General features: G+C 66.0%; 24 protein-coding genes. 11 read left to right on the forward strand and 13 right to left on the reverse strand.

The genetic code is table 11. The annotated features are described in order from the left end of the window. Together S58_RS27820 and S58_RS27825 are read right to left on the reverse strand one after the other, a co-directional pair. Positions 1-1,911: a diguanylate cyclase gene (locus S58_RS27820; protein ID WP_015668743.1), complete on the reverse strand. Its 1,911-nt coding sequence runs from the start codon at positions 1,909-1,911 to the stop codon at positions 1-3. A gap of 170 nt (positions 1,912-2,081) precedes the next feature. Continuing rightward, positions 2,082-2,330, reverse strand: coding sequence for a hypothetical protein (locus tag S58_RS27825; RefSeq protein ID WP_015668744.1), 249 nt, complete (start codon positions 2,328-2,330; stop codon positions 2,082-2,084). Positions 2,331-2,501: 171 nt separating this feature from the next. Here S58_RS27825 and hemE point away from each other — a divergent pair, with 171 nt between their 5' ends. Next, positions 2,502-3,596: a uroporphyrinogen decarboxylase gene (hemE, locus tag S58_RS27830; RefSeq protein WP_377812026.1), complete on the forward strand. Its 1,095-nt coding sequence runs from the start codon at positions 2,502-2,504 to the stop codon at positions 3,594-3,596. A 4-nt stretch (positions 3,597-3,600) separates the two neighbouring features. Here hemE and hemC read toward each other — a convergent pair whose 3' ends face one another. The 3 genes from hemC to S58_RS27845 form a co-directional block, all read right to left on the reverse strand. Beyond that, entirely contained in the window at positions 3,601-4,578 is a 978-nt protein-coding gene (hemC, locus tag S58_RS27835) for a hydroxymethylbilane synthase (RefSeq protein ID WP_015668746.1), read from the reverse strand. A gap of 15 nt (positions 4,579-4,593) precedes the next feature. Then, positions 4,594-6,219: a GMC family oxidoreductase gene (locus S58_RS27840; protein ID WP_015668747.1), complete on the reverse strand. Its 1,626-nt coding sequence runs from the start codon at positions 6,217-6,219 to the stop codon at positions 4,594-4,596. A gap of 93 nt (positions 6,220-6,312) precedes the next feature. Further along, positions 6,313-7,506, reverse strand: a complete 1,194-nt coding sequence (locus tag S58_RS27845) for an acetate/propionate family kinase (protein ID WP_144058558.1) — start codon at positions 7,504-7,506, stop codon at positions 6,313-6,315. A gap of 164 nt (positions 7,507-7,670) precedes the next feature. On the opposite strand from S58_RS27845, the gene S58_RS27850 reads away from it, so the two are divergent. Together S58_RS27850 and S58_RS27855 are read left to right on the forward strand one after the other, a co-directional pair. After that, the gene (locus S58_RS27850) at positions 7,671-8,705 is read left to right on the forward strand and encodes a uroporphyrinogen decarboxylase family protein (RefSeq protein ID WP_042340977.1); all 1,035 of its coding nucleotides are present in this window, start codon (positions 7,671-7,673) and stop codon (positions 8,703-8,705) included. Between the two features lie 138 nt (positions 8,706-8,843). Then, on the forward strand, positions 8,844-9,464 hold the full coding sequence (locus S58_RS27855; protein ID WP_015668750.1) for a hypothetical protein: 621 nt from the start codon (positions 8,844-8,846) through the stop codon (positions 9,462-9,464). 12 nt (positions 9,465-9,476) lie between these two features. On the opposite strand, the gene S58_RS27860 is transcribed toward S58_RS27855, so the two are convergent. The 5 genes from S58_RS27860 to S58_RS27880 form a co-directional block, all read right to left on the reverse strand. Beyond that, the gene (locus S58_RS27860) at positions 9,477-10,457 is read right to left on the reverse strand and encodes a PDR/VanB family oxidoreductase (protein WP_015668751.1); all 981 of its coding nucleotides are present in this window, start codon (positions 10,455-10,457) and stop codon (positions 9,477-9,479) included. A gap of 11 nt (positions 10,458-10,468) precedes the next feature. After that, a complete protein-coding gene (locus S58_RS27865; protein WP_015668752.1) occupies positions 10,469-11,221 on the reverse strand; it encodes a GntR family transcriptional regulator in 753 nt (250 codons plus the stop codon). A 5-nt stretch (positions 11,222-11,226) separates the two neighbouring features. After that, positions 11,227-12,270, reverse strand: a complete 1,044-nt coding sequence (locus S58_RS27870) for an aromatic ring-hydroxylating dioxygenase subunit alpha (protein ID WP_015668753.1) — start codon at positions 12,268-12,270, stop codon at positions 11,227-11,229. A gap of 399 nt (positions 12,271-12,669) precedes the next feature. Then, positions 12,670-13,278, reverse strand: coding sequence for a nuclear transport factor 2 family protein (locus tag S58_RS27875; protein ID WP_015668754.1), 609 nt, complete (start codon positions 13,276-13,278; stop codon positions 12,670-12,672). Positions 13,279-14,145: 867 nt separating this feature from the next. Further along, positions 14,146-14,784: a hypothetical protein gene (locus S58_RS27880; RefSeq protein WP_244440650.1), complete on the reverse strand. Its 639-nt coding sequence runs from the start codon at positions 14,782-14,784 to the stop codon at positions 14,146-14,148. 464 nt (positions 14,785-15,248) lie between these two features. On the opposite strand from S58_RS27880, the gene S58_RS27885 reads away from it, so the two are divergent. Further along, positions 15,249-15,728: a VOC family protein gene (locus tag S58_RS27885; RefSeq protein WP_015668756.1), complete on the forward strand. Its 480-nt coding sequence runs from the start codon at positions 15,249-15,251 to the stop codon at positions 15,726-15,728. 37 nt (positions 15,729-15,765) lie between these two features. Here the strand turns inward: S58_RS27885 and S58_RS27890 are convergent, their stop codons facing one another. Beyond that, a complete protein-coding gene (locus S58_RS27890) occupies positions 15,766-16,485 on the reverse strand; it encodes a class I SAM-dependent methyltransferase (RefSeq protein ID WP_015668757.1) in 720 nt (239 codons plus the stop codon). Between the two features lie 283 nt (positions 16,486-16,768). Between S58_RS27890 and S58_RS27895 the strand changes: the two genes are divergently transcribed. The 4 genes from S58_RS27895 to S58_RS27910 all read left to right on the forward strand — a co-directional run bounded on the left by S58_RS27895 (position 16,769) and on the right by S58_RS27910 (position 18,980). Continuing rightward, positions 16,769-17,074 carry a hypothetical protein gene (locus tag S58_RS27895; protein ID WP_042340978.1) on the forward strand — a complete coding sequence of 102 codons (306 nt, stop codon included), beginning with the start codon at positions 16,769-16,771 and terminating at the stop codon, positions 17,072-17,074. A 413-nt stretch (positions 17,075-17,487) separates the two neighbouring features. Then, positions 17,488-17,730: a hypothetical protein gene (locus S58_RS27900; protein ID WP_015668759.1), complete on the forward strand. Its 243-nt coding sequence runs from the start codon at positions 17,488-17,490 to the stop codon at positions 17,728-17,730. A gap of 75 nt (positions 17,731-17,805) precedes the next feature. Continuing rightward, positions 17,806-18,576: a sensor histidine kinase gene (locus S58_RS27905; protein ID WP_015668760.1), complete on the forward strand. Its 771-nt coding sequence runs from the start codon at positions 17,806-17,808 to the stop codon at positions 18,574-18,576. Positions 18,577-18,608: 32 nt separating this feature from the next. After that, positions 18,609-18,980: a hypothetical protein gene (locus tag S58_RS27910; RefSeq protein WP_015668761.1), complete on the forward strand. Its 372-nt coding sequence runs from the start codon at positions 18,609-18,611 to the stop codon at positions 18,978-18,980. Positions 18,981-19,013: 33 nt separating this feature from the next. Here S58_RS27910 and S58_RS27915 read toward each other — a convergent pair whose 3' ends face one another. After that, on the reverse strand, positions 19,014-19,919 hold the full coding sequence (locus S58_RS27915) for a LysR family transcriptional regulator (protein ID WP_015668762.1): 906 nt from the start codon (positions 19,917-19,919) through the stop codon (positions 19,014-19,016). Between the two features lie 151 nt (positions 19,920-20,070). Next, positions 20,071-21,234 carry a PcfJ domain-containing protein gene (locus tag S58_RS27920; protein ID WP_015668763.1) on the reverse strand — a complete coding sequence of 388 codons (1,164 nt, stop codon included), beginning with the start codon at positions 21,232-21,234 and terminating at the stop codon, positions 20,071-20,073. Between the two features lie 617 nt (positions 21,235-21,851). Between S58_RS27920 and S58_RS27925 the strand changes: the two genes are divergently transcribed. The 3 genes from S58_RS27925 to S58_RS27935 all read left to right on the forward strand — a co-directional run bounded on the left by S58_RS27925 (position 21,852) and on the right by S58_RS27935 (position 24,912). Continuing rightward, the gene (locus S58_RS27925; RefSeq protein ID WP_015668764.1) at positions 21,852-23,600 is read left to right on the forward strand and encodes a hypothetical protein; all 1,749 of its coding nucleotides are present in this window, start codon (positions 21,852-21,854) and stop codon (positions 23,598-23,600) included. A gap of 132 nt (positions 23,601-23,732) precedes the next feature. Beyond that, positions 23,733-24,695 carry a PDR/VanB family oxidoreductase gene (locus S58_RS27930; protein ID WP_015668765.1) on the forward strand — a complete coding sequence of 321 codons (963 nt, stop codon included), beginning with the start codon at positions 23,733-23,735 and terminating at the stop codon, positions 24,693-24,695. A gap of 13 nt (positions 24,696-24,708) precedes the next feature. Beyond that, positions 24,709-24,912, forward strand: a complete 204-nt coding sequence (locus S58_RS27935) for a hypothetical protein (protein WP_015668766.1) — start codon at positions 24,709-24,711, stop codon at positions 24,910-24,912. The last annotated feature ends 102 nt before the right edge of the window (positions 24,913-25,014 follow it).

The following is a 25,014-nucleotide window of genomic DNA, read 5'->3' on the forward strand; positions in this document are numbered from 1 at the left end:
TCAGGCCGGAACGGTCGCCGGCGCGTTGCTGGACGGCAGGTCGATCACCTCGCCGGCCAGGACCACGCGGTCACGACCGCCGTCCTTGGCGGCGTAGAGCGCGCGGTCGGCCGCCTCGACCAGCGAGGCCGGACCGGCCGATCGCTCGAATCCCGGGCGGCAGATGGCGCCGCCGATGCTCGCAGTCACGATGCCCGGCGGATTGTGCTCGTGGGTGATGCGCGCCGCGTGCAGCGCCCGCCTGATGCGCTCGCCGAGCCGGGCACATCCCCCGGCGTCGGTGTTCGGCAGCAGGATGGCGAACTCCTCGCCGCCGTAGCGGGCCGCCATGTCCGCGCTGCGCTGCGCCTCGTCGGCGAGAATGCCGGCGACCGTGTGCAGACACTCGTCGCCCGCCGGATGACCATAGGTGTCGTTGAACGCCTTGAAGTGGTCGATGTCGATCATCAAGAGCGCCAGCGAGGTCTTGTCGCGGTAGGCCCTGCCCCACTCCTCCAGCAGCCGCTCGTCGAACCGGCGACGGTTGGCGAGCCCGGTGAGGCCATCCTCGATCGCCAGCGTCTCGAGCCGCCCCTGCAACGTCTTCTGCTGCGTCACGTCGCGGGTGACCGCGACGAATCCGTCGAGCTCGCCGTCCGGTCTGCGCGTGGCCCGGATCGTGGCTTCGACCCAGATCTCGGACTTGTCGCGCCGGCGCATGCGGTAGGTCGCGCGCGCCTCGTCGACCACGCCTTTCCTGAGCTGATCGAGGATCTCCTGAAGCTGCGGGCGATCGAGCGGATTCACGCCGGAGAGCGCGCGCTTGCCCAGCAGCTGCGACGGATGCCAGCCCAGCACGCGCATGGTGGAGGGCGACACGTAGCCGATGCATTCGTCGAGCTCGATACGCGTCACGATGTCGCTGGAGCCCTCGGCGAGCAGGCGGAAGTTCACCTCCTTGGCCGCCAGCGCCGCAGCCAGCTGCTGACGCTGCAGCAGCTGCTTGACGAGGAAGATGCCGATGGCGACGACCAGTGCGATCAGGCCGACGAGGACCGCGAGGCGCACGAGCGCATCGCGCTTCCACGCGGCGAGGACATCCGCCTCCAGACGTGTCGTCAGGATGAAGAACGGATAGCGCTGTGCGTGCTGGTAGAATCCGAGGCGCTCGGACGGCTCACCCAAACGGCGGAAGTGCAAGGTGCCGGACGTGGGGTGATATGGGATCGTTTCGAGGATCGGGCGCCCGAGCATCTGCGGATCCGGATCGGCGTTGTCTGCGAGCACGGATCCGTCGCGGTTCGCCAGGCTGATCGTGCCGAGTTGGCCGACGTCGAACTTGCGATAGAACTGAGAGAAATAAGCAACCTCGATGGTTGCGAGCACGACGCCACCGAACCGGCCATCGCCGCGATTCCAGCGCCGCGACAGCGTGATGACCCACTGCCCGCTGGACTTGCTTTGGACAGGGCGGGCGATCAGCAGCGAACGGTCGGCCGAGACCCTGTGGTGAACGAAGTAGTCGCGGTCGGCATTGTTGTAGTTGGCGAGATTGACGTCCTCGGTGGTGGCAAGCCACGCCCCGGTCTCGTCGTAGGCGAAGATTCCTCTGATCCGCCCGAGAGTGGCTTTTCGTGCAGTCAGAAACGACTGCAGCCGCTCGATGCGGTCGGGCTTTCCCTCGTCCCGCTCCAGCGCCGTCACCACACCCCGAAGCAGCGAATCCGCCAGCTCGAACGTGTCCTCGACATGCTGCGTCAACGATCGGGCGAGATTGCCGAGCTCGATCTCGGCGTTGCGCAGTTCGTTGTTGCGCGTCTCCCACTCGCTCCAGCCGCTGAAAGCGAGGATGGCGCCGCACACGAGCGCAAGCACGCCGGCCGCCCACACGGGCAGGCGGCTCAGATCTGCTCTGGTCGCACCAATGTCCATTCCGCGGGACTCTCCGGCCGGTGCGAGAGTCCCATGGACATCTTATTTATCTCTGAAATGAGGCCTCTCGGCACGGCTTGGCAGCAGCCCGTAAGACTACGGCATCTGCCGTATAACTACGGGCTGATGAGGATCACGCGACGAATGCGACCGGCATCCATGTTGTTAGTTCAGCGGGCAAAGACCGAGCGCACCTTCTCCCATAGCGACGGAGCATGCGGATCATCGTCGTCTGCATGCGTCTCGCCACCCTTCACGCGCGTCGTCGAGGGTTGCTGCAGGCTCACGGGATCCGACGCCGGAAACGTGTCCATCAGTCCCTTGTCGAGCTGCGTCGCGGTGTCCCGATCCAGGCGCGCGGCCTCGCGCGGATCGACGGCGTGCTTGTCATGCGGCGCGGGATCGAATTTCTCAGCCATGATCAATCTCCCTGTGAGACGACAACGCCGCGGCGAAGGGCGTGTTCCCCGGTCCCTGACGCGGCATGTTGCTGCGACGGTGTCGCACGGAGGTTTGAGCGCCCATCCTGCGCCGACGACGTCCCGCGAGGACTCGCGGGGCGATATGATCTTGGCCGGAACCGCGCGGCCATGTATCACGGGCGGTATACTGTTCCCGAACGGTTGCGGAGCCCCAGCGTGAGAGAGACTGCCGTGAACAAGCCTTTCATCGACGTGCTGGCCGGTCAGCGGCAGAGCGTGCCTCCGATCTGGATGATGCGGCAGGCCGGCCGCTATCTGCCGGAGTACCGCGAGGTCCGCGCCAAGGCCGGCGGCTTTCTCGATCTCTGCTTCAATCCGGAACTCGCGGCCGAAGTCACCCTGCAGCCGATCCGCCGCTTCGGCTTCGACGCGGCCATCATCTTCTCCGACATTCTGGTGATCCCGCATGCGCTCGGGCGCGGCGTTCGTTTCGAGGTCGGCGAAGGGCCGCGGCTCGATCCGCTCGATACACCCGAGAAAATCGCGACGCTGTCGGCCGAGGCGGATCTCTCGAAGCTCGAATCGGTGTTCGAGGCGCTGCGCCGGGTCCGTGCGGAGTTGCCGCAGAGCACAGCGCTGATAGGCTTTTGCGGCGCGCCGTGGACGGTCGCGACCTACATGGTGGCGGGCCAGGGCACACCCGACCAGGCGCCGGCGCGGCTGCTGGCCTATCGGCATCCGGAGGCCTTCAACAGGATCATCGATGCGCTGGTCGACAGCTCGATCGCCTATCTCCTGAAGCAGCTGGAGGCCGGCGCCGACGCGCTGCAGATCTTCGACACCTGGGCCGGCGTGCTGTCGCCGCGCGAGTTCGCCCGCTGGTCGGTCGCGCCGACGCGACGCATCATCGAGGGCGTGCGCAAGGTGCGGCCGGACGTCAGGATCATCGGTTTTCCACGTGGCGCCGGTGCCCTGCTGCCGGGCTTTGTCACCGAGACCGGCGTCGATGCCGTCAGCATCGACTGGACCGCGGAGCCCGGCTTTGTCCGCGAGCGGGTGCAGAGCAAGGTCGCGGTTCAGGGCAATCTCGACCCGCTGGCGCTGATCACCGGCGGCGCGGCGCTCGACCGGGCGGTCGACGACGTGCTGGCGAGCTACTCGGGTGGACGGCACATCTTCAATCTCGGCCACGGCATCCTGCCGGAGACACCGATCGCTCATGTGGAGCAGATGCTTAAGCGCGTGCGCGCCTACAAGGGATGACTTGTTAGCGCGGCCGGCTGCGCTCGATCAGCTCCGCCGCGCCGTTGGCAAGCAGCTCGAGCCCGACCGCGCGGCCGAGCTCGCGCGGGCGATCCGCGGGCGCCGAACGCTGCGCCTCGATGAAGCGGCCGCCGTCCTCGTCGAGCACCGAGGCGGTCAAGGTCATCTGCGCCCCGTCGATGGTCGCAAAACCCGCGATCGGCGAGTTGCAGTGGCCGTTGAGCACCCACAGCACCTCGCGCTCGGCATCCGCGCAGGTCCGCGCCGCCGCGTCGTCGATGGTCGCCAGGATGCGCCGCGTCTCCCAGTCCGAGACCGGGCACTCCACGGCGACGATGCCCTGCCCGACCGCCGGCAGCATCTCGGCGACCGGGAAGTCGAACGAGGCGCGATCGGAAAGGCCGACCCGCTCCAGCCCCGAGCGCGCCATGATCAGCGCGTCCGCCGGTCCCACCGAACCGCCGTTCGGCAGCTTCTGCAGCTCGCCATTGTCGAGCTTGCGGATGCGGGTATCGGCCGCGCCACGGAAATGGATCAGCTCGGCGTGCGGAAACAGCCGCCGCGCATAGGCCGCGCGGCGCACGGCGTTGGTGCCGATCTTGAAGCCCCGGCCGCCGGCGTTGCGGAATTGGTCCAGCGACAGCCCTCGCCGCAGCACCAGCACGTCGCCCGGCGGATCGCGCGACAGCAGCGCCGCAACCACCAGGCCGGGCGTCTCCTCATTGCCGGGCATGTCCTTCAGCGAATGCATCGCTGCATGCAGCTTGCCGTCCAGCATGGCGCGCCGGATCTCGGCGACGAACGCCCCGCCCTTGCCGCCATGGGTGAGCAGCTTGCTGGTCTGGTCGGAATCTCCCGTCGTCTCGAACTTGACGATCTCGATATCCAGCGACGGGATCGCGGCCTGCAGCCGGCGCGCGATCTCCTCCGTCTGCGCCAACGCCATCGTGCTCTTGCGGGTGCCGATCCGGAAACGTGTCACGAGGTCATTCCTAGGTCAGCGCGCGTCCTGCAAGATCATGTCGGATGCCTTCTCGGCGATCATGATGACCGGCGCATTGGTGTTGCCCGAAACCAGATCCGGCATGATCGAGGCATCGACGACCCGCAGGCCATCGATGCCGCGCACGCGCAGGCGTTGATCGACGACGGCGAGAGCATCGGTCCCCATCCGGCAGGTCGAGGTCGGATGGTAGATCGTGCTGCCGGTCTGCCGGCAATAGGCCAGAATGTCGTCGTCGCTCACGACCTTGGATCCCGGATAGGCTTCATCCGAGACATACGGCTTCAGGGCGGGCGCCGCCAGGATTTTCCGCAAGGCTCGGAGGCCGTCGATATTGGCCCTTCGGTCGGTTTCGCTGGCGAGATAGTTGATGCGGATTTCCGGAGGTGCCGCCGGGTCGGCGCTCCTGATCCGGAGCGAGCCGCGGCTTTCAGGCCTGAGCTGGCAGACCGAGGCGGTGAAGCCGGAGAAGGTGTGCAGCTTCTCGCCCATCTTGTCGGTCGAGAACGGGATGAAATGGATCTGGATGTCCGGGCTCGCGAGCCGCGGATCGGTCTTGAAGAAGGCCCCCGCCGTACCCGCCGCGATCGTCAGCGGCCCGCTGCGGAAAGCAGCGTAGCGCGCGCCGGCCAGCATTTTGCGCATGGGGTGGTTGACGATGTCGTTGAGCGTGATGCGCTGGCTGCAGCGCATGACGATGCGCACCTGGAGATGATCCTGCAGGTCGCTCCCGACGCCGGGCGCATCGAGCACCACGTCGATGCCATGCTGCCTCAGCAGTTCGCCCGGACCGACGCCGGACAGCTGCAGCAGCTGCGGCGAGTTGTAGGCGCCGCTCGACACGAGAACTTCCTTGCGAGCGCGCGCAGTCCGTATCCGGCCACGCTGGCTGAACGTCACGCCGCACGCTCGGCGTCCGTCGAACAGAATCCGCTGGGCCAGCGCATCGGTCTCGACATGAAGGTTACTGCGGCCGAGCGCCGGCCGCAGGTAAGACACCGCGCTGCTGGCGCGCCGGCCACGCCGGGTCGTCGTCTGGAAGTACCCCGCGCCCTCCTGGCTCGCGCCATTGAAGTCGGCATTGAACGGCAGGCCGGCTTCGACCGAGGCCTTGACGAAAGCTTCGGACAAGGGATCCTCGTGCCGCCAGTCGGACACCGGCAGTGGGCCGTCGACGCCGTGATAGTCGTCGGCGCCGCGCGACTGATTTTCCGCCCGCTTGAAATAGGGCAGCACGTCGTCATGGCCCCAACCGACATTGCCACGCTGCCGCCAGCGGTCGTAATCCTCGTGCTGACCGCGGACATAGAGCAGGCCGTTGATCGAGCTGGAGCCACCGAGCACCTTGCCGCGCGGTTGGAACACGGAGCGGCCGTCGAGCCCCGGCTCAGGCTCCGTCTGGTACATCCAGTTGACGGTCTTTTCCTTGAACAGCTTGCCGTAGCCGAGCGGGACGTGGATCCAGATGTTGGTGTCCTTCGGACCCGCCTCGAGCAGCAGCACCGTGTGCCTGCCGTCGCTGCTGAGCCGATTGGCGAGAACGCAGCCGGCCGAGCCGGCCCCGACCACCACGTAGTCGAACTCGAGGTCCGCGTCACGCAACGCCGCGCTGCCGTCCATCGTCCCCCCAATGGCTGCTCTTGTTGTTCTATTCTGGAGATACCAAAATGCAGGCACATGCAAGGGGGATTTCAGCAAGCCTGATCGGCATAGTCAGCTGTTGCCCCGCTCGACGATCAGCCGCGCGGTGTGGCGCGCGATCATCATGTCCTCGTCGGTATTCACGATGAACACGCGGACGCGCGAGCCGCCCGCGGAGATCACGGTCTCACCGGCGCGATTCAGGCTCTCGTCGAGCTCGATCCCGAGCCAGTCGAAGCCCTGGCAAACGCGATCGCGAATGCGCCATGCATGCTCGCCGATGCCGCCGCAGAACACCAGCGCGTCGAGGCCCGCGAGGACCGCAGCCATGGCACCGAGCTCACGCCGGATGCGGTCGACGAAATAATCAATGGCCTGCGCCGCCTCAGGCGTCCCGGCCGCTTCCAATTCGCGCATGTCGTGCGAGAGACCCGAGAGTCCCTTGAGGCCAGAGCGCCGGTACAGGAGGTCGGTCATCTCCGGCGCCGTCATTCCCTTCTCTTGTAGCAGATAGAGAACGACGCCCGGATCCAACTGTCCGCAGCGCGTGCCCATCGGCAATCCGTCGAGCGCAGTGAAGCCCATCGACGAACCGATGCTCTGTCCGTCGCGGATGGCACACATCGAGGCGCCATTGCCAAGATGCATCACGACCACGCGGCCTTTCTCGTCCTGCGGCGCGATCTCCTTCAGGCGCGAAGTGACGTACTCGTAGGACAGGCCATGGAAGCCGTAGCGGCGGACACCCTGGTCGTAGAACTCACGCGGCAAGGCGTAGGTGTCGTTGACCCAGGGGTGCGAGCGATGGAACGCGGTGTCGAAGCAGGCGACCTGCAGCGCATCGGCAAAGGCGCGGTGGGCCGCGCGCACACCGGAGAGGTTGTGAGGCTGGTGAAGCGGCGCCAGCGGATTGAGCGTCTCCAGACGTGTCAGGACATCGTCGTCGATGACGGTCGGCCGCGTGAATGCGAGGCCGCCATGGACGATCCGATGACCGACAGCGTCGACCGTGGTCCGACCGATGGCGCGTTGCAGCACGTCGAGCACGACGTTCAGAGCCGCCTCATGATCAGCCGCACTCGCCGCATCGAGCCTTTCCTCAGCAAGCGCGCTTCCTCTCAGCTGGGCTTCGAGATGGGGACTCGCCGTGCCAAGCCCCTCGATCTGGCCGCGCAGAGCCTCGCTCAGGCCGTCATGTTCTTCGAACAGCGCGAACTTGATCGACGAGGAGCCGGCATTGAGGGTCAGGATGTGTCGCACGATGATGCCGCCTCGGGGAGATGACGAACTCACAAACTGGAGAAAATACGACGCATTTTCATGACGATCCGAAGACAAACAAAACGCTAGGTTGCATCGCCATAGTCAACGTATCCTCTGCTGATATGCTATCAAAGCGAGTCGGACCGCGGGAGGACCATTGCGTGAATTTGCCTTCACATCTGCTGCCGACCACGGTGGTCGGAAGCTATCCGCAGCCGGATTGGCTGGTCGATCGCGCGATGCTCTCGAAGTCCGTTCCACGCATCCGGCTGCAGGGCATGTGGCGCATCCAGCGGCCGCAGCTCGACGACGCCCAGGACGACGCGACGATCGTCGCCATCCATGACATGGAACAGGCCGGGATCGACATCGTGTCGGACGGCGAGATCCGCCGCGAGAGCTACTCCAACCGCTTCGCCACCGCGCTCGACGGCATCGACGCCGACAATCCCGCGATCATCACATCGCCCTCCGGAATCAAGACGCCGGTGCCGCGCGTGGTCGGGCCGGTCCGACGGATGCACCCGATTGAACTGGGGGACATGGAGTTCCTTCGCCGCAACACGAGGCACGCAGCGAAGATCACCTTGCCCGGGCCCTTCACCCTGAGCCAGCAGGCGCAGGACGATTTCTACCGCGACGACGAGGAGCTCGCGATGGCCTTTGCCGAGGTCGTCAATGCCGAGGCGCGTGACCTGCAGAGGGCGGGTGCCGACGTCATCCAGCTCGATGAGCCCTGGGTGCGCAACAATCCGCAGGCGGCGCGGCGCTATGCCGTCAAGGCGATCAACCGCGCGCTCGATCGCATTACGGTGCCGACCATCGTTCACGTCTGCTTCGGCTACGCCGCCATCGTGCCGGGCTCGAGCAAGCCGAGCGGATATGCGTTTCTGAGCGAGCTCGCCGAGTGCTGCGCGAGCCAGATCGCGATCGAGGCGGCGCAGCCGCGGCTCGATCTCGGTGTCCTGAAAGACCTCTCGGCCAAGACCATCGTGCTCGGCGTGCTCGATCTCGGCGATCCCGTAATCGAGCCGGTCGCCGTCATCGCCGAGCGCATCCGCAACGGCCTCAAGGTCGTCTCTCCCGAGCGGCTCGTAGTCGCGCCGGACTGTGGCATGAAGTATCTGCCGCGCGCCACCGCCTTCGGCAAGTTGAAGGCGATGAGCTCGGCGGCGGCGCGGGTGCGCGAGGAGCTTGCCTGACGGGGCAATGTGGCAGGTGGGGCGCATTTGGGGCGACATCCTCCACGGTGGCGCCACCCTGCGCCCCCAATCGCGGAATAAGGCAGGCGGTGAGCGCCGAGGGTCGGCTGGGTCGACCTTGTCGGAAGGGAGGCTCCGATGGCCGTCTGCATCACGACCAGCAATTTCGCCCGCGCGATTGCCGCGCTCGGCAGCATGGCGTTTTGCGGGACTGCAAGTGCCGATCCGCTCGACGACGTCATGGGCGGCCTGATGCGCGACGCCCGCAGTTCGTTTGCGCGGATGGTGCCGATCGACCTCGTGCCCACCATGCCATCGCTCCAACCGCCTTCCATCCAGCCCCCCGCCGCAACTCAACCGGCAGTCCCCGCCAAGCCGCAGGCCGTGGTCAAACCGATCCGCCCACGGCCGCCGCTCAGTCCGGCGGCGGCGGCGCTGGCTGCGGCCGAAGCCGCGGAAAACACAGCCGACGCCAATCTCGATGCCGCGCTGGCGGCCAACGAGAAGGCGGTGTCCGAGCGCGACGCCGCGGAGGCGCAGGCGAAGGCCAATCCCTCCCCCGCCACTATCGCGGCGGCCAAGGCCGCGGTCGATGCGGCGTACACCGCGGAAGCCAATCTCACCGACGCGCTGCTGGCCGACAAGGACACCGATGCGCGCCTGAAGGCGGCACGCGCCGCCGCTGCAGCGGAGCAGACCGGCCGCAGGTCCTCGACCCGGCCGCAGGCGCCGATGCCGGTCAGCCTGACGGACAAATAGTTCGGCGCGAACTCACAGCGCGTCGGCGCGCTCCAGCGTATCGATGGTGACAACGCCATGGGCGCGGGAAACGCAGGCGCACAGCTTGCGGTTCTCGTGCTTCTGCGCTTCGCTGAAGAACACGTCGCGATGGTCGATCTCGCCGGCGATGTCGACCACGTCGACCGTGCACACGCCACACTCGCCGCGCCGGCAATCGGCCATGATCTCGTGGCCCGCGGCATTGAGTACGTCGAGCATGGAGCGGTCGCGCGGCACCACGATCTCCTCGCCGCTGCCGCGCAGCCGCACCTTGAACGGCTCGGACGCCAGTCGCCCGCTCGACCCGAAGGTCTCATAGCTCAGATCGGTCGGCGCACGGCCGCAGGCGGACCATGCGCTGCGCGCCGCATCCAGCATCCGCATCGGCCCGCAGAACAGCACGGTCGCGCCACTGGACAAGCCGTTGAACAGGCGCCCCAGGTCGAGCCGCTGCTGCTCGTCGGCGGCATACACCGTCAGGCGGTTGCCGAGCAGCGCCGCCAGCTCCTCGACATAGGCGGCCTCGCGGCGCGAGCGCACGGCGTAGTGCAGCGAGACGTCGGCGCCCTTGCGCGTCAAAGCCTGGGCCACTCCGAGCAGCGGCGTGATGCCGATGCCGCCCGCGACGAGGCAATATTGCGGGCGCTGCCAATCGACCTGCAGCAGCGAGGTCGGGCTGGTCACGTCGAGATGGGCCCCACGCTGCAGCGACCACAAATAGCGCGACCCGCCACGTGAATCCTCAGCGAGACGCACCGCGATCCGATAGCCTTGCGGCTCGGCTTCGCCGACCAGGGAATAGGAACGCACGTCGGGCTGGCCGCCGACGAGAACGCCGACCTTGATGTGGCTGCCGAGCGCATAGGGCGCGCAGGGATAGTCGTCGGGCCGCAGCGTGAATTCGCGGATACCCGGCGCGAGGTCGCGCGTCGAGACCAGGGTCGCAGGCGACCAATTGTCCTGGAAGCGCATGATCGTCTCCGTTAGTTCGCAGTCTGCTTGATCAGCACGGCGGCCGGTACGAGATCCATCGGCCCGCGGGCCTTGACCGCCAGCCGCAGATTGCGGGCCGCGAGGCGGGCATGCTCGCGCATGATCCCCTCGGCGCGGGCGCCCTCGCGGTTCTCGATGGCGTCGATGACGATACGATGGTGCTCCTGCGCCACCACCAGGATGTGACGCGCCTCGGGCAGCGCCGACTGCGCCATCACGAACCCGCTGGGCGAAGCGAACGGCAGCGCGCTGGCCCGATCGACCTGGCGGATGACCGGCGGACTGCGGGACAGCTCGGCCAGAAGGGCGTGAAAGCGCGCGTTGAGCGCGACATAGGCCGAGAACGCGTCGAAGGAGAGCTCCGCCGGCGCAATCAGCTCGTCGATCTGCGCCAGGCATTCGCGCATCGGCTCGGTGTCGCGCACCGAGACTCCGCGCTCGGCGGCGAGCCGGGCCGCCAGGCCTTCCATCGTGCCGCGCACCTCGATGGAGTCGAGCACGTCACGCTCGGAGAACGACTTCACCATGAAGCCGCCGGAGGGAATGGCTTCCAGCAGCCCCTCCTCCTCCAGCCGCACCAGCGCCATCCGCACCGGAGTGCGCGAGACACCGGCCACCTCCACCGCCTGCAGCTCAGAGATGCGCTCGCCGGGGCGCAAGCCACCGGTCAGGATCAGGTCGCGCAGAGTGAGCTGCGCCCGGACGGTCTGCGAGATCGAGCGCTCGTTGTCACGCTCAGCCATTTGATTTACTCCGCGGCTTCGCGCAGCGGCGTTTCGCGTGCGATCATCCGATCGATGATCCGCCGTGCCCACATTGCGCCTGCATCGATGTTGAGATTGTAGAACACGCGGCCCGGATTCTCGTCCATCGCGCGCTGCTGCGCTTCCAGGATCAGCTCATCCTCGCGGAAGATGCCGGACACGCCCTCGCGGATCTCCGTCGTCAGCCGCTGCTCGGAGATCTGGTAGTTGCGGGCGAACGCCCAGAAATAGTGGCAGGTCCGCTCGGTCTCCGGCGTGATCGTGTTGAGCACCATGCCGTTGACGCCCTGTGAGCGGTCGCCTTCCGGCGCCCCCGTCCCGGTCGGTGCGACGCCGACGTCGATCGTCACCGTGCACGGCGCCTCGAAGCGGATGATCTGCCAGCGGTCGACCAGACCTTCCTTGCCGAGCTGCCTGGCCCAGAACGGCGGCGGCTCGATGCCGTGCATCCAGCGCGTCACGGTCGCGGTGCGCTCGCCATGGGTGACGTCGAACGGCGCTTCCGTCAGCGCCTCATTGCCGATCGACGAGCCGTGCACGAAGGTTTCGTGCGTCAGGTCCATCAGATTGTCGACGACCAGGCGATAGTCGCAGTTCACGTGGATGGTCTTGCCGTCACCGGCCCAGGCCGGATCGTGATTCCAATGCATGTCGGGAATGGTAGCGGGATCGGCCAGCGCCGGGTCGCCCATCCACAGCCAGATGAAGCGATGGCGCTCCACCGCCGGATAGGCACGCACGCAGGCCGAGGGATTGATGGTCTCCTGCGACGGCATGAAGGTGCAGCGGCCCTGCGGATTGAACTTCAATCCGTGGTAGCCGCAGACCACCGTATCGCCCTCGAGCCGCCCCTTGGACAGCGGCACCAGACGGTGCCAGCAGGCATCTTCGAGCGCAGCAACGGTGCCATCCGCCTTGCGGTACATCACCACGTGCTTGCCGCAGATGGTGCGAGGCAGCAGAGCCTGCTTGACCTCGGCATCCCAGGCGGCGGCGTACCAGGCATTCATCGGGAACGAAGCAGCCATCGCGTTTCCTCGTGTCGGTATACTTCCAACTCACTTCTGTATACAGCAAGTGGGTGGATTGACGCAAGTTCCGGCATCCTTCGAGCGAATTCCGGCTATTCTGTATACAATTGCCCCGACCGTCAGCGAGCGTGAGAGGCCCCTCAAAGCTCCAATCTGACGGAGGATTCCTTTGTGATTCATGTATTTGCGTTGATTCATCCGCTACCGCGACAAGAACCCCCCGCCCGGCTCAGCCAGTGAGCCGCCCGAAGGTCGAAATGCCCAGCCCGGTAACGGAACACGAGGTTCGGCGGATCAGGCGGTCCGGACCAGATGGCGGTCATAGGAGCGCCCGCAGGCGCGTCGCTCCGGCGCAGATGCTGCCCACAAGGCCGGCTGCGAGGCCGGGTTTGATGATCACAGCGGCTCGCCCCTGAGCCACGCGGCGCCGCGCGCATACAGCGCCTCGACCTCCGGTCCCTTCAATCCCGGCATGTCGCGCTTGACGGTGTAGCCGATCCGCGTCTGCAGATAAGCGAGGTGGCGATAGCCGACCGGAAACTGCTCCAGCAATGCGCGATCGAGCGCCGGCACGGCGCCCGGCGTGACCGGATCCATGCGGTCCTTCTCGTAGATCGGCTGGCGCAGCACGATGCCCCATTTGTCCGCGCGCTTCTCGATAAAGTCGTAGAAGCGGCCGGTGCAGAGCACATCGCACAGGACGCCCTCCACGTCGGCACGCTGCGAGATCGTCATCTTGGTCTGCGCGATCGCGCGGGCTCCCGCGAGATCGACCGAGATGCCGCCGAGAAAGTGCAGGATGTTGACGCCCTTGGCCCAGGCCGCCTTGCTGATCTCGATGAACTCGTCGCCGGTGCCCTGAGTCCAGGTCGCCATCATCCGCCCGTCCGGATGCCACACCGTGCTAAAGCGCTCCCAATCGCCGGCATCGCGCCAGATTGCCCAGTTCTGCAGGAGTTCGCGGATCAGACGGTCGTCCTCGATCTCGGCGGCGGCTTTGGTCATGTCGGCATTCCTCATTCGTTGTCGGCTGCTGGATACATGGATCGGGCGAGTGCTGCAAAATTGGCGGCGCTGACCGGTGGAAGATTGGCGCACGCCTCACATTCAGTTTCGTCCCAGGCAAGTCCGACAACGCGCAAGCGTCGGCGGACGCTGACCCGGGATCCATACGCCGCGGCGGATGGGGCTGGGCGAGATCGGTCAGCCATCGTGCCTCGCACGTCTCCCTGGGGTTATGGATCCCGGATCGGCGCGCGCGTTGCGCGCTTGTCCGGGACGACAGTTGAGTTGGTGGCGGCACCTTCGGCCACTTCACCGGCGGCAGGAGACCATCGTCGACCAAGAGACAGGCGTCCTCATCCCGCGGCGCGCCGCGCCCGAGGTGATGCATCGCTTGTCCCCCTGAATAACGAGAGGGCGCGAGGAAGGCCGGACCTCGGCTGAGGCCCGTGGCCCGCCTGCTCAAAAGAATGCAGGCGGCAGGTACCACAGGTACAGCCGGACAGACCCGGCCTTCCCCGCGCGACGGTCTTACGGTGTCCTTCGTGCTCTCCCTGGGGATCGGCTCTCTTGCCCCCATCGCCCGCGCGTGCCGTCAAGCAACGACCACGAACTTGACCTCAGCGTCGAGAGGCCAGGACCACACGACTTCGCCGTCCGCAACGCCTGCGCTCGTCTGGCACAGCCGTCACGTCCATCGCAGCCCACCTCCACGTTCGTGACGACGCGTACGTCCCTCTGCACGAGGCGGGTTGTCAGGAGATAAGCACGATTTCTGAAAAACAGCAACAAGAATCTTTTCGTCGCTGGTGCGCAATCGCGTGAAGCAACCCGCGCTCGCTCACATCCGCTGCTGTCCGGCGTGTCAGCTCACGGCTGACGAATCCGAACCGAGATCACCCGCCCGCCCTTCAGCTCGAACGAGAAGGGGTGCGGGGGATAGGTCCAGAGCTCGACATTCTTCAACTCGCTGGGCTCGAAATGGCTGGGCTGGCCGAACACGGCCACCAGCTCATCGGTGGTGCTCCCGAGCCCGACATGGCTGAAATCATAGCCGGGCGCAGGCGCGGTGCCGTCGCCGGTCACTTGCAGAGCAACGATCTTGTCCGCCGCCACGGTGACGACGAAATACGGATAGTGCTCGCGCTGCCCGATGAAATAGACCCACGCAACCTTGTCCTGCGGCTGATTCAATGTCCGGTGCGGCGGCCCGAGCGCTGCGGTGGCCGTATCGGCGCCATCGCCAACCACGAGCGGTCCAAGGCGCTGGCAGGCACGCGCCATCACCGCCAGCAATTGCTCCTGAGACAGCTGTCGCGGAGGAACGACCTTGCATCCGAACCCGGCTCCGGCCCTATTCCACTCGCCGCGCAGGTCCTTCAGGTCCGCCGGCACGGCTTGTGCCGGCGTGGGTGTCGGGCGTGCCGCCGATTGCGCATGCGCCGCCGGCGACAGCCATCCCGGCAGCATCGCGACGAGCAACACCGAAAGCGCCCTACCAGCGCGCACCACATTGTCCAGCATATCGACGCCTACTTCCCACGCTTGCCCAGGCCGCCAAAGGCCTCAGGATCGAATTTCCTCGGATCCACCGGCTCGTAGCCCGGCCATTCCATATCGGCAATCCCGCCGAATGGCCGAGCCCAGGCCGCATCCGCCGTCGCGTTGCCTTGCGCGACCGGTCGCAGCTGGAAGTGCAGGATCCTGCTCGGGCCGACCTCGGCGATCTTCTCGCCCTTCTTGAAGCGCGCGCCGATCGCCGGCAGACCACAACTGCCAGGGCGGCGACGGAACCGCCCTGCAGGGGGGCCAAAAAAATCTGCGGGGATCGTGGATCACGGTGTCGGACTGAGGCAGCCAGGACCGTCCTTGGGTCAGCCAGAGCGAAACCGACTGGCTTGAGCAGATCCAAACGGCCCGCCTATCAAAGTTTGACGCGCGGCCTGCATTCTGAACGGAAGGAAAGCCCTGCAATGGCAACACCCAAGAACACGATCTGTCTGTGGTTCGACAAGGACGCCGAGGCCGCGGCACGCTTCTACGCTGAAGTGTTTCCCGACAGCCACGTGAGCGCTGTGCACCGCGCGCCGGGCGACTATCCCTCCGGAAAGGCGGGCGACGTGCTGACCGTGCAATTCACCGTGCTCGGCATCCCCTGCCTCGGCCTCAATGGCGGACCGGTGTTCACACACAACGAATCCTTCTCGTTTCAGATCGCGACCGACGACCAGGCCGAGACCGACCGCTACTGGAACGCCATCGTCGGCAATGGCGGCCAGGAAAGCCAGTGCGGCTGGTGCAAGGACAAATGGGGCATCTCCTGGCAGATCACCCCGCGTGCGCTGACCGACGCGATGGCTGCCGGCGGCGCCGAAGCCAAGCGCGCCTTCGCGGCGATGATGACGATGAAGAAGATCGACATCGCCACGATCGAGGCGGCACGGCGCGGGTGAGGACTGCGTCGAGGCGGAGCGCAGGGGCGCTCCGTCCTCACGGGCGCAGGCAGCGCAGATGCAGGAACAGCGGCACGCGCAGCCAGCGCCGGCTGCTGTCGCGCGTGATCTTCGCCTCCGGAATCGACGGCTCACGCAGCGCCTCGATCAGAAATCCCGCCTCTTCCAATGCCGCAAAGTAGCTCTGCAGCGGCCGATGCGCGCTGTGAAAGATCATGCTGAGCCCGTCACGTTCGATCGGATCGCTGTAGCTGAACGAGTCCAGGTAGCTGCCCCGGACGACGAATGGCGCATCCGGCGCAAGGCTCTCGAAACGGCCGGCCGAGTTGAGCGGATGGACGATCGCCATGCAGAGCCGGCCGCCCGGCTTGAGCACCCGCGCGGCCTCACGCACCGCGGCGGGCATCGCATCGACGTCCTGCAGCGACATGAAGGCGATCGCGAGATCCGCGCAGGCATCGGCCAGCGGCAGCGCGGCCGCATCGGCGCGGATGACATCGATCGCGGGATCGGCCGATCTCGCCGCCGATATCAGCGACGGCGACGCGTCCAGGCCGATCACCCTGTGCCCTTCGGAGGCGAGACGCCGCGACAGCCGGCCCTCGCCGCAGCCGATGTCGAGCGTCAGCGCGCCGGGCGGCGGCAGCAGGCGGCCGAACTGCTCGCCATGATGGCGCCAGAAGCTGTCATGCCCCGGCGCTCTGGCCCAGGCGAGCCACTGGCCGGCCTGCGCTTGCCACTGCTCGCGCAAATTCATCAGGGCCCCTCGCCCGAGGCTTCAGTTTCAAGAGCCGCGCTTCTTAGCCCGCTTCCTCGCGAGAGTCATCAGCAGCGCGGATGGTCATGGGACGGGCACGCCCAATCGCGCCCCGCGCGGGACTAACAGGACGTCCTTGCCGATGGCGCCCCGACGGCGCGCAAGCGACCGTCCGATACCGGAGCCTCGGGCCGAAACAAAATGCTCCGCCGAGGGAACCATGCGATCGCGAGCCGATTGGCCCCATGACGCAATCCCTCACCCCCGGAGACATGTCATGGCCATGAAGGCTCTTACGCTCACTCTCGCAGCCGCAGCGAGCACATTGATGGCTGCAGCTGCCTCCGCTGCCCCGCTTACGGTCGGTGCATCGATTGTCCCGGAGAGCAGCATCCAGCAGGTTCGCATGGTCTGCAACGAGGACGGCCGCTGCTGGCGCGAAAACCGCGGCCGCCGTGTCGTGATCGACGAGGAGCACCGATATGGGCCTCGCGAGCGCTATATCGAGCGGCGTGATCGTGACGATCGCGGCGGCATCGGCATCCGTGCCCCGGGCGTGAGCGTCGGCATCGGGACCGGCCGCTACTGACGAAACAGCGAGGCAGGCACCCGGAAGGCCGCCGAGCAATCGGCGGCCGTCGAGGCTGCTTGCGCCGCAGCGCGGTTTTGCCGATGCATGCCGGTTCATGAGAGGCGAGTCGAGGCGAGCGCCGCGGGTGAGCAGTCTACTGAGCAGTTTACTTGGGCTGCACGACAAATAGTTTCGGCTGGACCTAGCCAATTGCGTCCGCACACACCACATGTTGGAGATCACCGCGCGTCCCACGGCTGCCATCGGTGACTGAGAGCATTGCGCTCCCGCCGCGACCAGGAAGCGGGGCCGCATATGTCGAACAGCTCGAAATCTGACATCACGATATCCAATTTGCGCGAGTGGATGGTGCCTCCTCTTCTCGTGCCGATCTCTTTTGGCCTGCTGATCGTGGCCGCGGTGCTGGTTCAATGGTAGCCGCCCGCAGCGGGCCGCGGCCAGTTCAGGCCGAGAGCTCTTCCGAGCCCACGAAGCGAGATCCCTCGTCGCTGGCCACGGCGCTCACCATCAGGGCGGAGAACGCGCTGAACAAGGCCGAGCAGATGCAGCCCGGCAGCGAACGCGGAGCCGCGATGAAGGCGGCCAAGATCCTCGCGAACGCCGCCGAGCTTCTTAGGCATTTCAGCCGGACGGTAGGCCTGCCGGTGAAGTGACGACCGGGTGCCGGTCTGCCCTCGCTCGACCGCCCAGGCTCCGATCGCGGCATTCGATGCAAGGACTATCGCCACATGCTCGAAATTCATCTCACGACAGAGCCGCCGCCTCACGGCGCCGTTACCGACCGCGACTTTTTGACTGCCGAGATTCGCAGCCTGAAACGTCTCCTCGCCGAGGCCGAGAGCGATGCAAAGACGCAGTTCAAGAAGGCCGAGATCGAAGCGAGAGAGCGCGAAGCAGTCGACAAGCTGCAGAAGCTGATTCTCGAGGAGTTGCACCACCGTATCAAGAACACGCTCGCGACCGTCGGCGCCATCGTCTCCCAGAGCCTGCGCAACCTGCCGGAAGCCGAGGGCGCTCAGCATGCCATCTCCGGCCGCCTGTTGGCGCTCGGGCATGCGCATGATCTCCTCCTGCAGGCAAAATTGTCCAGCGCCGATCTCCGTACGGTGATCCGCAGCTCCATCCAGGCCTTCGATACTCCCGACGAGTCGCGATTTTCGATATCCGGACCCGACGTCCTGGTGATTCCGGACGCCGTCATCGCCATTGCGATGACGCTCAACGAGCTGTGCACCAACGCCCTGAAGTTTGGCGCGCTATCGGTGCCGGAGGGGCGCATCGATCTTCTCTGGTCCGTCGATCACAAGACACGGCACGTGCACGTCGTCTGGAGCGAAAAGCACGGCCCGGCCGTCCAACAGCCCACCAGCCGAAGCTTCGGGACGCGGCTGATCCAAACGCTCGGCACGCAGATCGGGGGCAAGGTGCAGTTGACCTATGCGTCCACGGGTTTCTCCTACACGCTCGACGCGCCGATCGCCGTTCTGAACGCTCCGTAAGACCGATGCACGACAACAGATGAGGACCTCCGATGTCGCTAAACCAATTTCGCGTCGATGAGCAGCCGCATACGATGGACGGATTGCGCCTGCTCGCCCAGGATGGCGCCGTAGGGGTCGAGGCATTCGTCAGCCGGAAGGTGATGGACGTCTGGGCCGAATCGATCGAACACACGGGCGGCCGGCAAAGCCTGTTCCGCGGCCAGTACAATGCGCTGGGAAAACTGAATCTTGCAGCGCTCAAGCGGATCGTGAGCAAGAAATACGAGCGCGGCGCGACATCCAACCGTCAGTATCCCTTCATCGACGTGCTGTTCTCGGACATCGCCGACAGCGGCGAAACCCTCGATCTGAGCAAGCTGGTGCGCGAGCCGTTGCCGCCATCATTCCACCGGCTCCCCTGAGCCTGGCGGACAACACAATTGCCGTGTGACTGATCAGCGTGTGCGAGGCTCGGCGCAGATCTCCTCGAGGAAATCGAGGAAGGCACGGGCACGCGAGGAGATCAGCTTGCGGCTGGGGAAGATGGCGGTCAATTGCGCGGCGCGGGTGTCGAACACGACCTCCTTGCCGATCTCGACGAGCCGGCCCTCCTCGAGCAGCTCGACGCAATAATGCTCCGGCAGGAACGAGACGCCGGCGCCGTGCGCCACCGCGCGGCGCACCGCCAGGGGATTGTTGATGCGCGCGACATGCGGGCCGACGTCGAAGCGGACGAGATGGCCGTGCTGCTTGATCATCAAGGTGCGATCACCATAGCGGCGCTCGCAGATCATGAGATGGCGCTCCAGCGCGCGGACACCGTCGCCGATCTCGTGCGCGGCGAGATAGGCCGGGCTCGTCACCCAGATCAGGCGGCCGCCGATCAGCACCTTCTGCGCGAGCTCGGAACTCTCCTGCACACCGACCACGACCGCGATGTCGAAGCGATCGGCCAGCATGTCGATGGCGCGCGTGGTCGCCTCGACGTCGAGCTCGATGCGCGGATAGCGGTGGTGGAATTCGGCGAGCCTCGGCGCCAGGATCTCCTCGCAGAACGCCGGCGGCAGCGCCACCGACAGCCGGCCGTTGGGAACACCGACCAGCCCGGTCATGACCGCATCGGCTTCCGACACCTGGTCGAGGATCTTCTGGCATTGCTGGAAGAACAGCTCGCCCTCGCGGGTGACGCGGACGCGCCGCGAGTTGCGGTCGAACAGCCGGATGCGGAGATCCTGCTCGAGCCGGGCGACCGATTTGCTGACCGAGGATTTCGGCATGCCGAGGGATCGAGAAGCGCCGGTCATGCCGCCGGTCGCCACCACCGCATGAAACACCGGAATATCCTCGATCCGCCACTTCATCTCGGGCCTACATGTTCATCATCGGAAACGATCCGTGCACGGTAGCATCATTGTCCAGCTGAGGACACGTCGGGAAGTCCACCCAGCCGGGCGCGCGTCATTGCTCACCAGGAGGAATGCACCCAGCGCCGCCCTCGGGGGGCGACGCAGGTCATGTTTCCGGCAGGTTGATCCCGCGCGCCTTGGCCCAGCGCTCCAGGATCTTGCGCTCGTCGACGAAGGCCACGCGATTGGCGAAGCCGCGCACCTGCACCGCACGGTGCCCGCGGTCGAGCTCGATCGTCAGCAGCCGGTCGGTCTTGCCGGCGCCCCGATGACGCAACGACCAGATCGACGCGTGCCCGGCGATGCACTTCGCCGCGTAGCTGGCGACGCAATGCCGCATCGCCCGCGACTCCGCGACGAGATCCTCGGCCGTCCGCAATTGCGTGATGACATACTCATCACGCTTCGCGAACGCCTTGGACGACGGGCTCCACGACCACTCCGTCAGCGGTGAGCCCGGCCAGTGCGCCGAAAGCTCCTCTGCCCGCGCCGCCGTGCGATGACGCACCATCTCGGCCCGCCGCCGCGCCGCCTCGATGCGGGCGATCACCGAGAGGTCACGATGCCACGCCTGCATCAGCCGGCGCAGCGCGGCGAGCGAGCGCCCCTTGAGGCTGAACTCGCGCTCGCGCCGACGGCGCTGCGCAATGTAGTCGCAGAGATCATCGATCTCCTCGGCCGTCGTCGGCTGCGCGCAGAAGAACTGCACGGCCTCGCGCCAGAACGTGAGCTCCTCGCGTGGCGTCCGCGCGATCCGCGACCGCGCAATCCGGGTCACGAGGGCGGGATCGTCGGTGTAGGATCGCGCGATCGCCTGCCAGATCGCCTCGTCGAAGCCGACCGTGCCCAGCGGATTGAGGAAGCCGTGAACCTCCTTGCGCGACAACAACGCCGACGCGCCGGCCTTGTACAGCGAGCCGCCACCGGCAGCCACGATGTACCAGCACTTGCGCAAGCCGATCTCGTCGCCGCCGAGACCGGCACCGTCGATCCAGATCTGCTCCAGATGCGGAGCGACCGGATAGCGCGCGAACAGATGGCGCGCCGCCGCAAGGCGCAGACGCGCGGCATCGCGCGTCTTCAGCTGCGGCTTCCAGCTCTCGGGATCGCGAATGATGGCGGCCTCGAAGCCGCGGCGCGCCTCACGGATCGCGTTGTGCAGATCCGGCGGCGGACGCGTCTGCCGCGCAACGCGGCGCAGCGTCAGCTCATAGGCTTCAACCCGCGCGCGCGCAGCCTCCTGCCGGCGCTCTATCAATGACTTGGCCATGATCGTTCAACATGATGGAATGACGGTCAGCCGGACGCACCGCTTGCGTCGGCACGGATCGTGTCGAGCACAGTGGACTTGTCATGGCTGATGTCCTCTCGCGTTGAACGCTCTGGATTGAAACGGGCGACGCTCATACATCCGATCGGCGGTCCATGCAAGCGGGTAACGACTGCACGACAAATCCGGCCTTCGCGCCCGGGGCAACGACCGCACCCGCTTCGCGGCAAACGGCTGTTAGTTCACGTTCCGAACCGATCACATCGCGACGAACTTGTTAGTTAAGAAATATTTCTGCAAATGATTTGCATCACGCGGCACGATTCTCTCGTGCGCGAACGCCGCTAAGCGAACCTGCGACAGAACGCCGCAGCGTTCCTCGACCAACAAACATTTCTGCTCGCCCCGCAGAAACAAACAGACCGGAAAGCGCGCTGCCTGCCCGCGCGACGACGACTTCGCAGCGGCGCACGGCCGGATTGCGCCGTTACAAGCTCCACTACGTCACGACACGTACCGCCAACACGACCTCGCATCCGATCGATGCAGGCGTTCGCTGATCCATTGCCTGTTCGGCGGCACGTCGCGACAGCGGTAAAGCCAGAGGAGGCGATCGAATGGCAACCAACTTCAATGCGACAGCGCTTGCAAACGGCACGTCGAACCTGCTCACGCGGACGAGTGCGCTCAATCTGTCGACGGACCTGGTCCAGGCCGGCGTCGTCTTCAACGATGCGGTCCGGATCTCGCTGGGGCTCTACTCCGGCGGTCAGGGCAGCGGCAATTCCAATACGTTCCTGTCGAGCTACACGACGGACATCCATGCCGTGCAGAACGATATCGCCGCGATCCTCGCCAATCCCGGCGACCTGACGATTGGCGGCCAGACCTTCACGTTGAATTCGACCGACACGGCCGTCCTGACCAACATCCAGACCCAATTGAGCACGCTGCTGACGGCCGCTGCGCAGACCACGAATGCGACGACGATGACCGCGGCCTCGCAGACGATCCACGCGCTGGAGACACAGATCCTGTCGGAGATCAACAACGACGCCCATCTGTCGGCCGCACTCAACAACGTCACTTTCACCGCCAACACCGGCGCCACCGACGTCGCCTTCCAGAACCTTCCGGCAGGAGCCGATGATCCGACCACGCTCGCCGCGGCCACGGCCGGCACGAGCCTGAAGTCGGTCGGCGAGGTCTTCAACGCCGTCGTGTCCCTGGCGTCCGGCGACATCAACGCAGCCAATCTGACCGAGATCAGCACGGATCTCACCGCGGTGGCATCCGGCCTCACCGCGATCCTCAACAACAAGACCATGCTGGCGCAGATCGAAGCGGGCGAAACCGCCAACGCTGCGGCGGCCACCACGCTCCACCTCCAGACGGTGCTCAATCAGGTCAACCTGCAGCTCACGAAATATGACGCAGCCGCCGCGACCGGAAACACCACCGCCCTGCGCGGCACCGCCGACAACCTGCTCGACATCATCGACATCGTCCAGAACGACACCGCGCTGAACACAGCCGCCGGCGGCAACGGCAATCCGGGGCATACCGGCGGCTTCGCCGAGGACGCCGGCGGCCTTTCGGGCACCGTCACGAAATTCCAGGACAACCAGGCGCAGACGAATTTCTGGGCGACGTTCGTTGCGGAGGCCAACACGATCAATGCGCAGCTTGCTGCGATCGTCAACGGAACCGGGACCGCCAGCCAGGCGCTGATCACTCAGATCGAGAACTACAACAATTTCGGCGCCAGTTTCGACGCCGCCCAAGGCGCGGTGTTCCAGGGACGGTTCGACAACGAGCTAAACAACGGCACGCTGCAGGCTGATTCCTCCACCGCCATCAAGGCTCTCCAAGGCATCCTCAACGGCGATACCGGCACCACGCTCACGTCGGACCTAGCGGCGCTCACCGCCGCAGGCGAGGGCTTCGTCGCCGACGCCATGGACGTCAGCGGCAACAACATCGCGATCGGCGGCGCCACCTATGTCGGCTCGGCGACGACCGTCGCCACCGCGACCTCGGTCAACGGCCTCGCGCAGGGGACGACGAAGGTCACCGCCACGCCCAACATCGCCAACGGCACCGGAGGCGCGACGACCGCGAGCACCACGACCGCGAGCGGCGGCACGACGACCAAGACGGGCACCACCACGACCACTGCCAACAATACAACTGGTAACACCACCGCGACGACGACGAAGACGACCACGCAAAGCTCGAAGCACCATCATCACAATGATGGAACCGCCACGACCCACAGCTCGGCGTCCACGCACACCACGGCGGCCTCGCATTCGTCGACCGTGGTCGACCATCACCACCACGCCATGCAACACATCTGGGGCTGACGCCGCAGGACGGACTCTCGTTGCGGACATCAGGCGCCGGCCCAAGGGCCGGCTCCGACGGGAGCCATCACGCATCTGGCCCTCTCCTTGCATCGCCTCCTTCTCAGCTGGTTGGCATGATGGAGTTGTCAGATGTCCGACGCGCTGCATACGGTCGTCGTGGCCAGGAAGGCCATCGAGGCGCACAACATGGCCTCGTTCGAGCTCGTCCCGGCCGATGATCAGCCGCTGCCGGGATTCACCCCGGGCAGCCACATCGACGTCACCCTGCCGAACGGGCTGACGCGGCAATATTCGTTGCTGAACAGCGCCTCCGAGCGCAATCGCTACTGCATCGGCGTGTGGAAGGACGGCAACAGCCGCGGCGGCTCCAAGGCGCTGCATCTCGACATCAATGAAGGCGACCGTCTGCAGGTCAGCCGCCCGCGCAACCGTTTCAAGATCCCAAAGGACACCAAGCGGGCGCTGCTCGTGGCGCGTGGCATCGGCATCACGCCGATCCTGTCGATTGCCGACACGCTGAAGGCCAGGGCCATCCCGTTCGAGCTGCACTACGTGTTCGCACTGATGTCGCCGGATTCGTTCCGCAGCACGATCGAGGCGTCGTCCTTTGCCGAAAACACCACATACTACAAGGAATCGACCGAGGATAATCAGCTGCTCAAGCCGGCCGCCCTGTTCGCCGATCGTCCCGACGACACCCAGCTGTTCATCTGCGGCGTCGACTGGTGGATGGATCCGATCCTCGCGCTCGCCGGGCAGAAGGGCTTTGCCGAGGAGCGCATCCATGTCGAGCGCTTCACCGCGAAAACCGCCGCCGCGCTGCTCGACAAGGTGTTCGACGTCACCGTCAAGAGCACCGGCGCCACATTCAAGATCCCAGGCGACAAGACCGTCACCGCATTCCTCGAAGAGAACGGCGTCAAGATCGCCACCTCCTGCGAGCAAGGGATGTGCGGCACGTGCAAGACCAGGGTCGTCGACGGCGAGATCGATCATCGCGACAAGCGCCTGTCCGCGGCGCAGCGTGCCGAAGGCTACTTCCTGCCCTGCGTGTCGCGCGCCAAGGGCGACCGGCTGGTGCTGGATTTGTAACGGGCAATTGGCCGTGACCACCGAGACCGATCTATGGCAGACCGCGTGGATCATCGCCGAACAGCACGGCACCGACGGGCCCGCATTCGCGGCCCGCATGGCTGATAGTTTCAAATTGGGCCACAGGATCGACGCGCACCAGGCCTGGGTTTCGATCGCCGCCAAGGTGGCCGTGCTGATCGGAGCCAGCGCGGCCGGCGGTGCTCATCGGCACTGATGTCGAGAAGCGGACAGCGCCCCGCGCTCTGTCCGGAATCGCACACTCGGCTGCGCGAGCAACACGGATGCCGGACGCCGATCTGGGCACGGCTTTCCGGAA

Source organism: Bradyrhizobium oligotrophicum S58 (genome assembly GCF_000344805.1).
Taxonomy (GTDB): Bacteria; Pseudomonadota; Alphaproteobacteria; order Rhizobiales; family Xanthobacteraceae; genus Bradyrhizobium; species Bradyrhizobium oligotrophicum.

What these genes read in the sequence shown, in the direction of transcription:
- S58_RS27820 (WP_015668743.1), bottom strand. Translation starts at nt 1,911, where the DNA reads ATGGACATTGGTGCGACCAGAGCAGATCTGAGCCGCCTGCCCGTGTGG.
- S58_RS27825 (WP_015668744.1), bottom strand. Translation starts at nt 2,330, where the DNA reads ATGGCTGAGAAATTCGATCCCGCGCCGCATGACAAGCACGCCGTCGAT.
- hemE (WP_377812026.1), top strand. Translation starts at nt 2,502, where the DNA reads ATGTATCACGGGCGGTATACTGTTCCCGAACGGTTGCGGAGCCCCAGC.
- S58_RS27840 (WP_015668747.1), bottom strand. Translation starts at nt 6,219, where the DNA reads ATGGACGGCAGCGCGGCGTTGCGTGACGCGGACCTCGAGTTCGACTAC.
- S58_RS27855 (WP_015668750.1), top strand. Translation starts at nt 8,844, where the DNA reads ATGGCCGTCTGCATCACGACCAGCAATTTCGCCCGCGCGATTGCCGCG.
- S58_RS27860 (WP_015668751.1), bottom strand. Translation starts at nt 10,457, where the DNA reads ATGCGCTTCCAGGACAATTGGTCGCCTGCGACCCTGGTCTCGACGCGC.
- S58_RS27865 (WP_015668752.1), bottom strand. Translation starts at nt 11,221, where the DNA reads ATGGCTGAGCGTGACAACGAGCGCTCGATCTCGCAGACCGTCCGGGCG.
- S58_RS27870 (WP_015668753.1), bottom strand. Translation starts at nt 12,270, where the DNA reads ATGGCTGCTTCGTTCCCGATGAATGCCTGGTACGCCGCCGCCTGGGAT.
- S58_RS27875 (WP_015668754.1), bottom strand. Translation starts at nt 13,278, where the DNA reads ATGACCAAAGCCGCCGCCGAGATCGAGGACGACCGTCTGATCCGCGAA.
- S58_RS27885 (WP_015668756.1), top strand. Translation starts at nt 15,249, where the DNA reads ATGGCAACACCCAAGAACACGATCTGTCTGTGGTTCGACAAGGACGCC.
- S58_RS27890 (WP_015668757.1), bottom strand. Translation starts at nt 16,485, where the DNA reads ATGAATTTGCGCGAGCAGTGGCAAGCGCAGGCCGGCCAGTGGCTCGCC.
- S58_RS27895 (WP_042340978.1), top strand. Translation starts at nt 16,769, where the DNA reads ATGAAGGCTCTTACGCTCACTCTCGCAGCCGCAGCGAGCACATTGATG.
- S58_RS27900 (WP_015668759.1), top strand. Translation starts at nt 17,488, where the DNA reads ATGGTAGCCGCCCGCAGCGGGCCGCGGCCAGTTCAGGCCGAGAGCTCT.
- S58_RS27905 (WP_015668760.1), top strand. Translation starts at nt 17,806, where the DNA reads ATGCTCGAAATTCATCTCACGACAGAGCCGCCGCCTCACGGCGCCGTT.
- S58_RS27910 (WP_015668761.1), top strand. Translation starts at nt 18,609, where the DNA reads ATGTCGCTAAACCAATTTCGCGTCGATGAGCAGCCGCATACGATGGAC.
- S58_RS27915 (WP_015668762.1), bottom strand. Translation starts at nt 19,919, where the DNA reads ATGAAGTGGCGGATCGAGGATATTCCGGTGTTTCATGCGGTGGTGGCG.
- S58_RS27920 (WP_015668763.1), bottom strand. Translation starts at nt 21,234, where the DNA reads ATGGCCAAGTCATTGATAGAGCGCCGGCAGGAGGCTGCGCGCGCGCGG.
- S58_RS27925 (WP_015668764.1), top strand. Translation starts at nt 21,852, where the DNA reads ATGGCAACCAACTTCAATGCGACAGCGCTTGCAAACGGCACGTCGAAC.
- S58_RS27930 (WP_015668765.1), top strand. Translation starts at nt 23,733, where the DNA reads ATGTCCGACGCGCTGCATACGGTCGTCGTGGCCAGGAAGGCCATCGAG.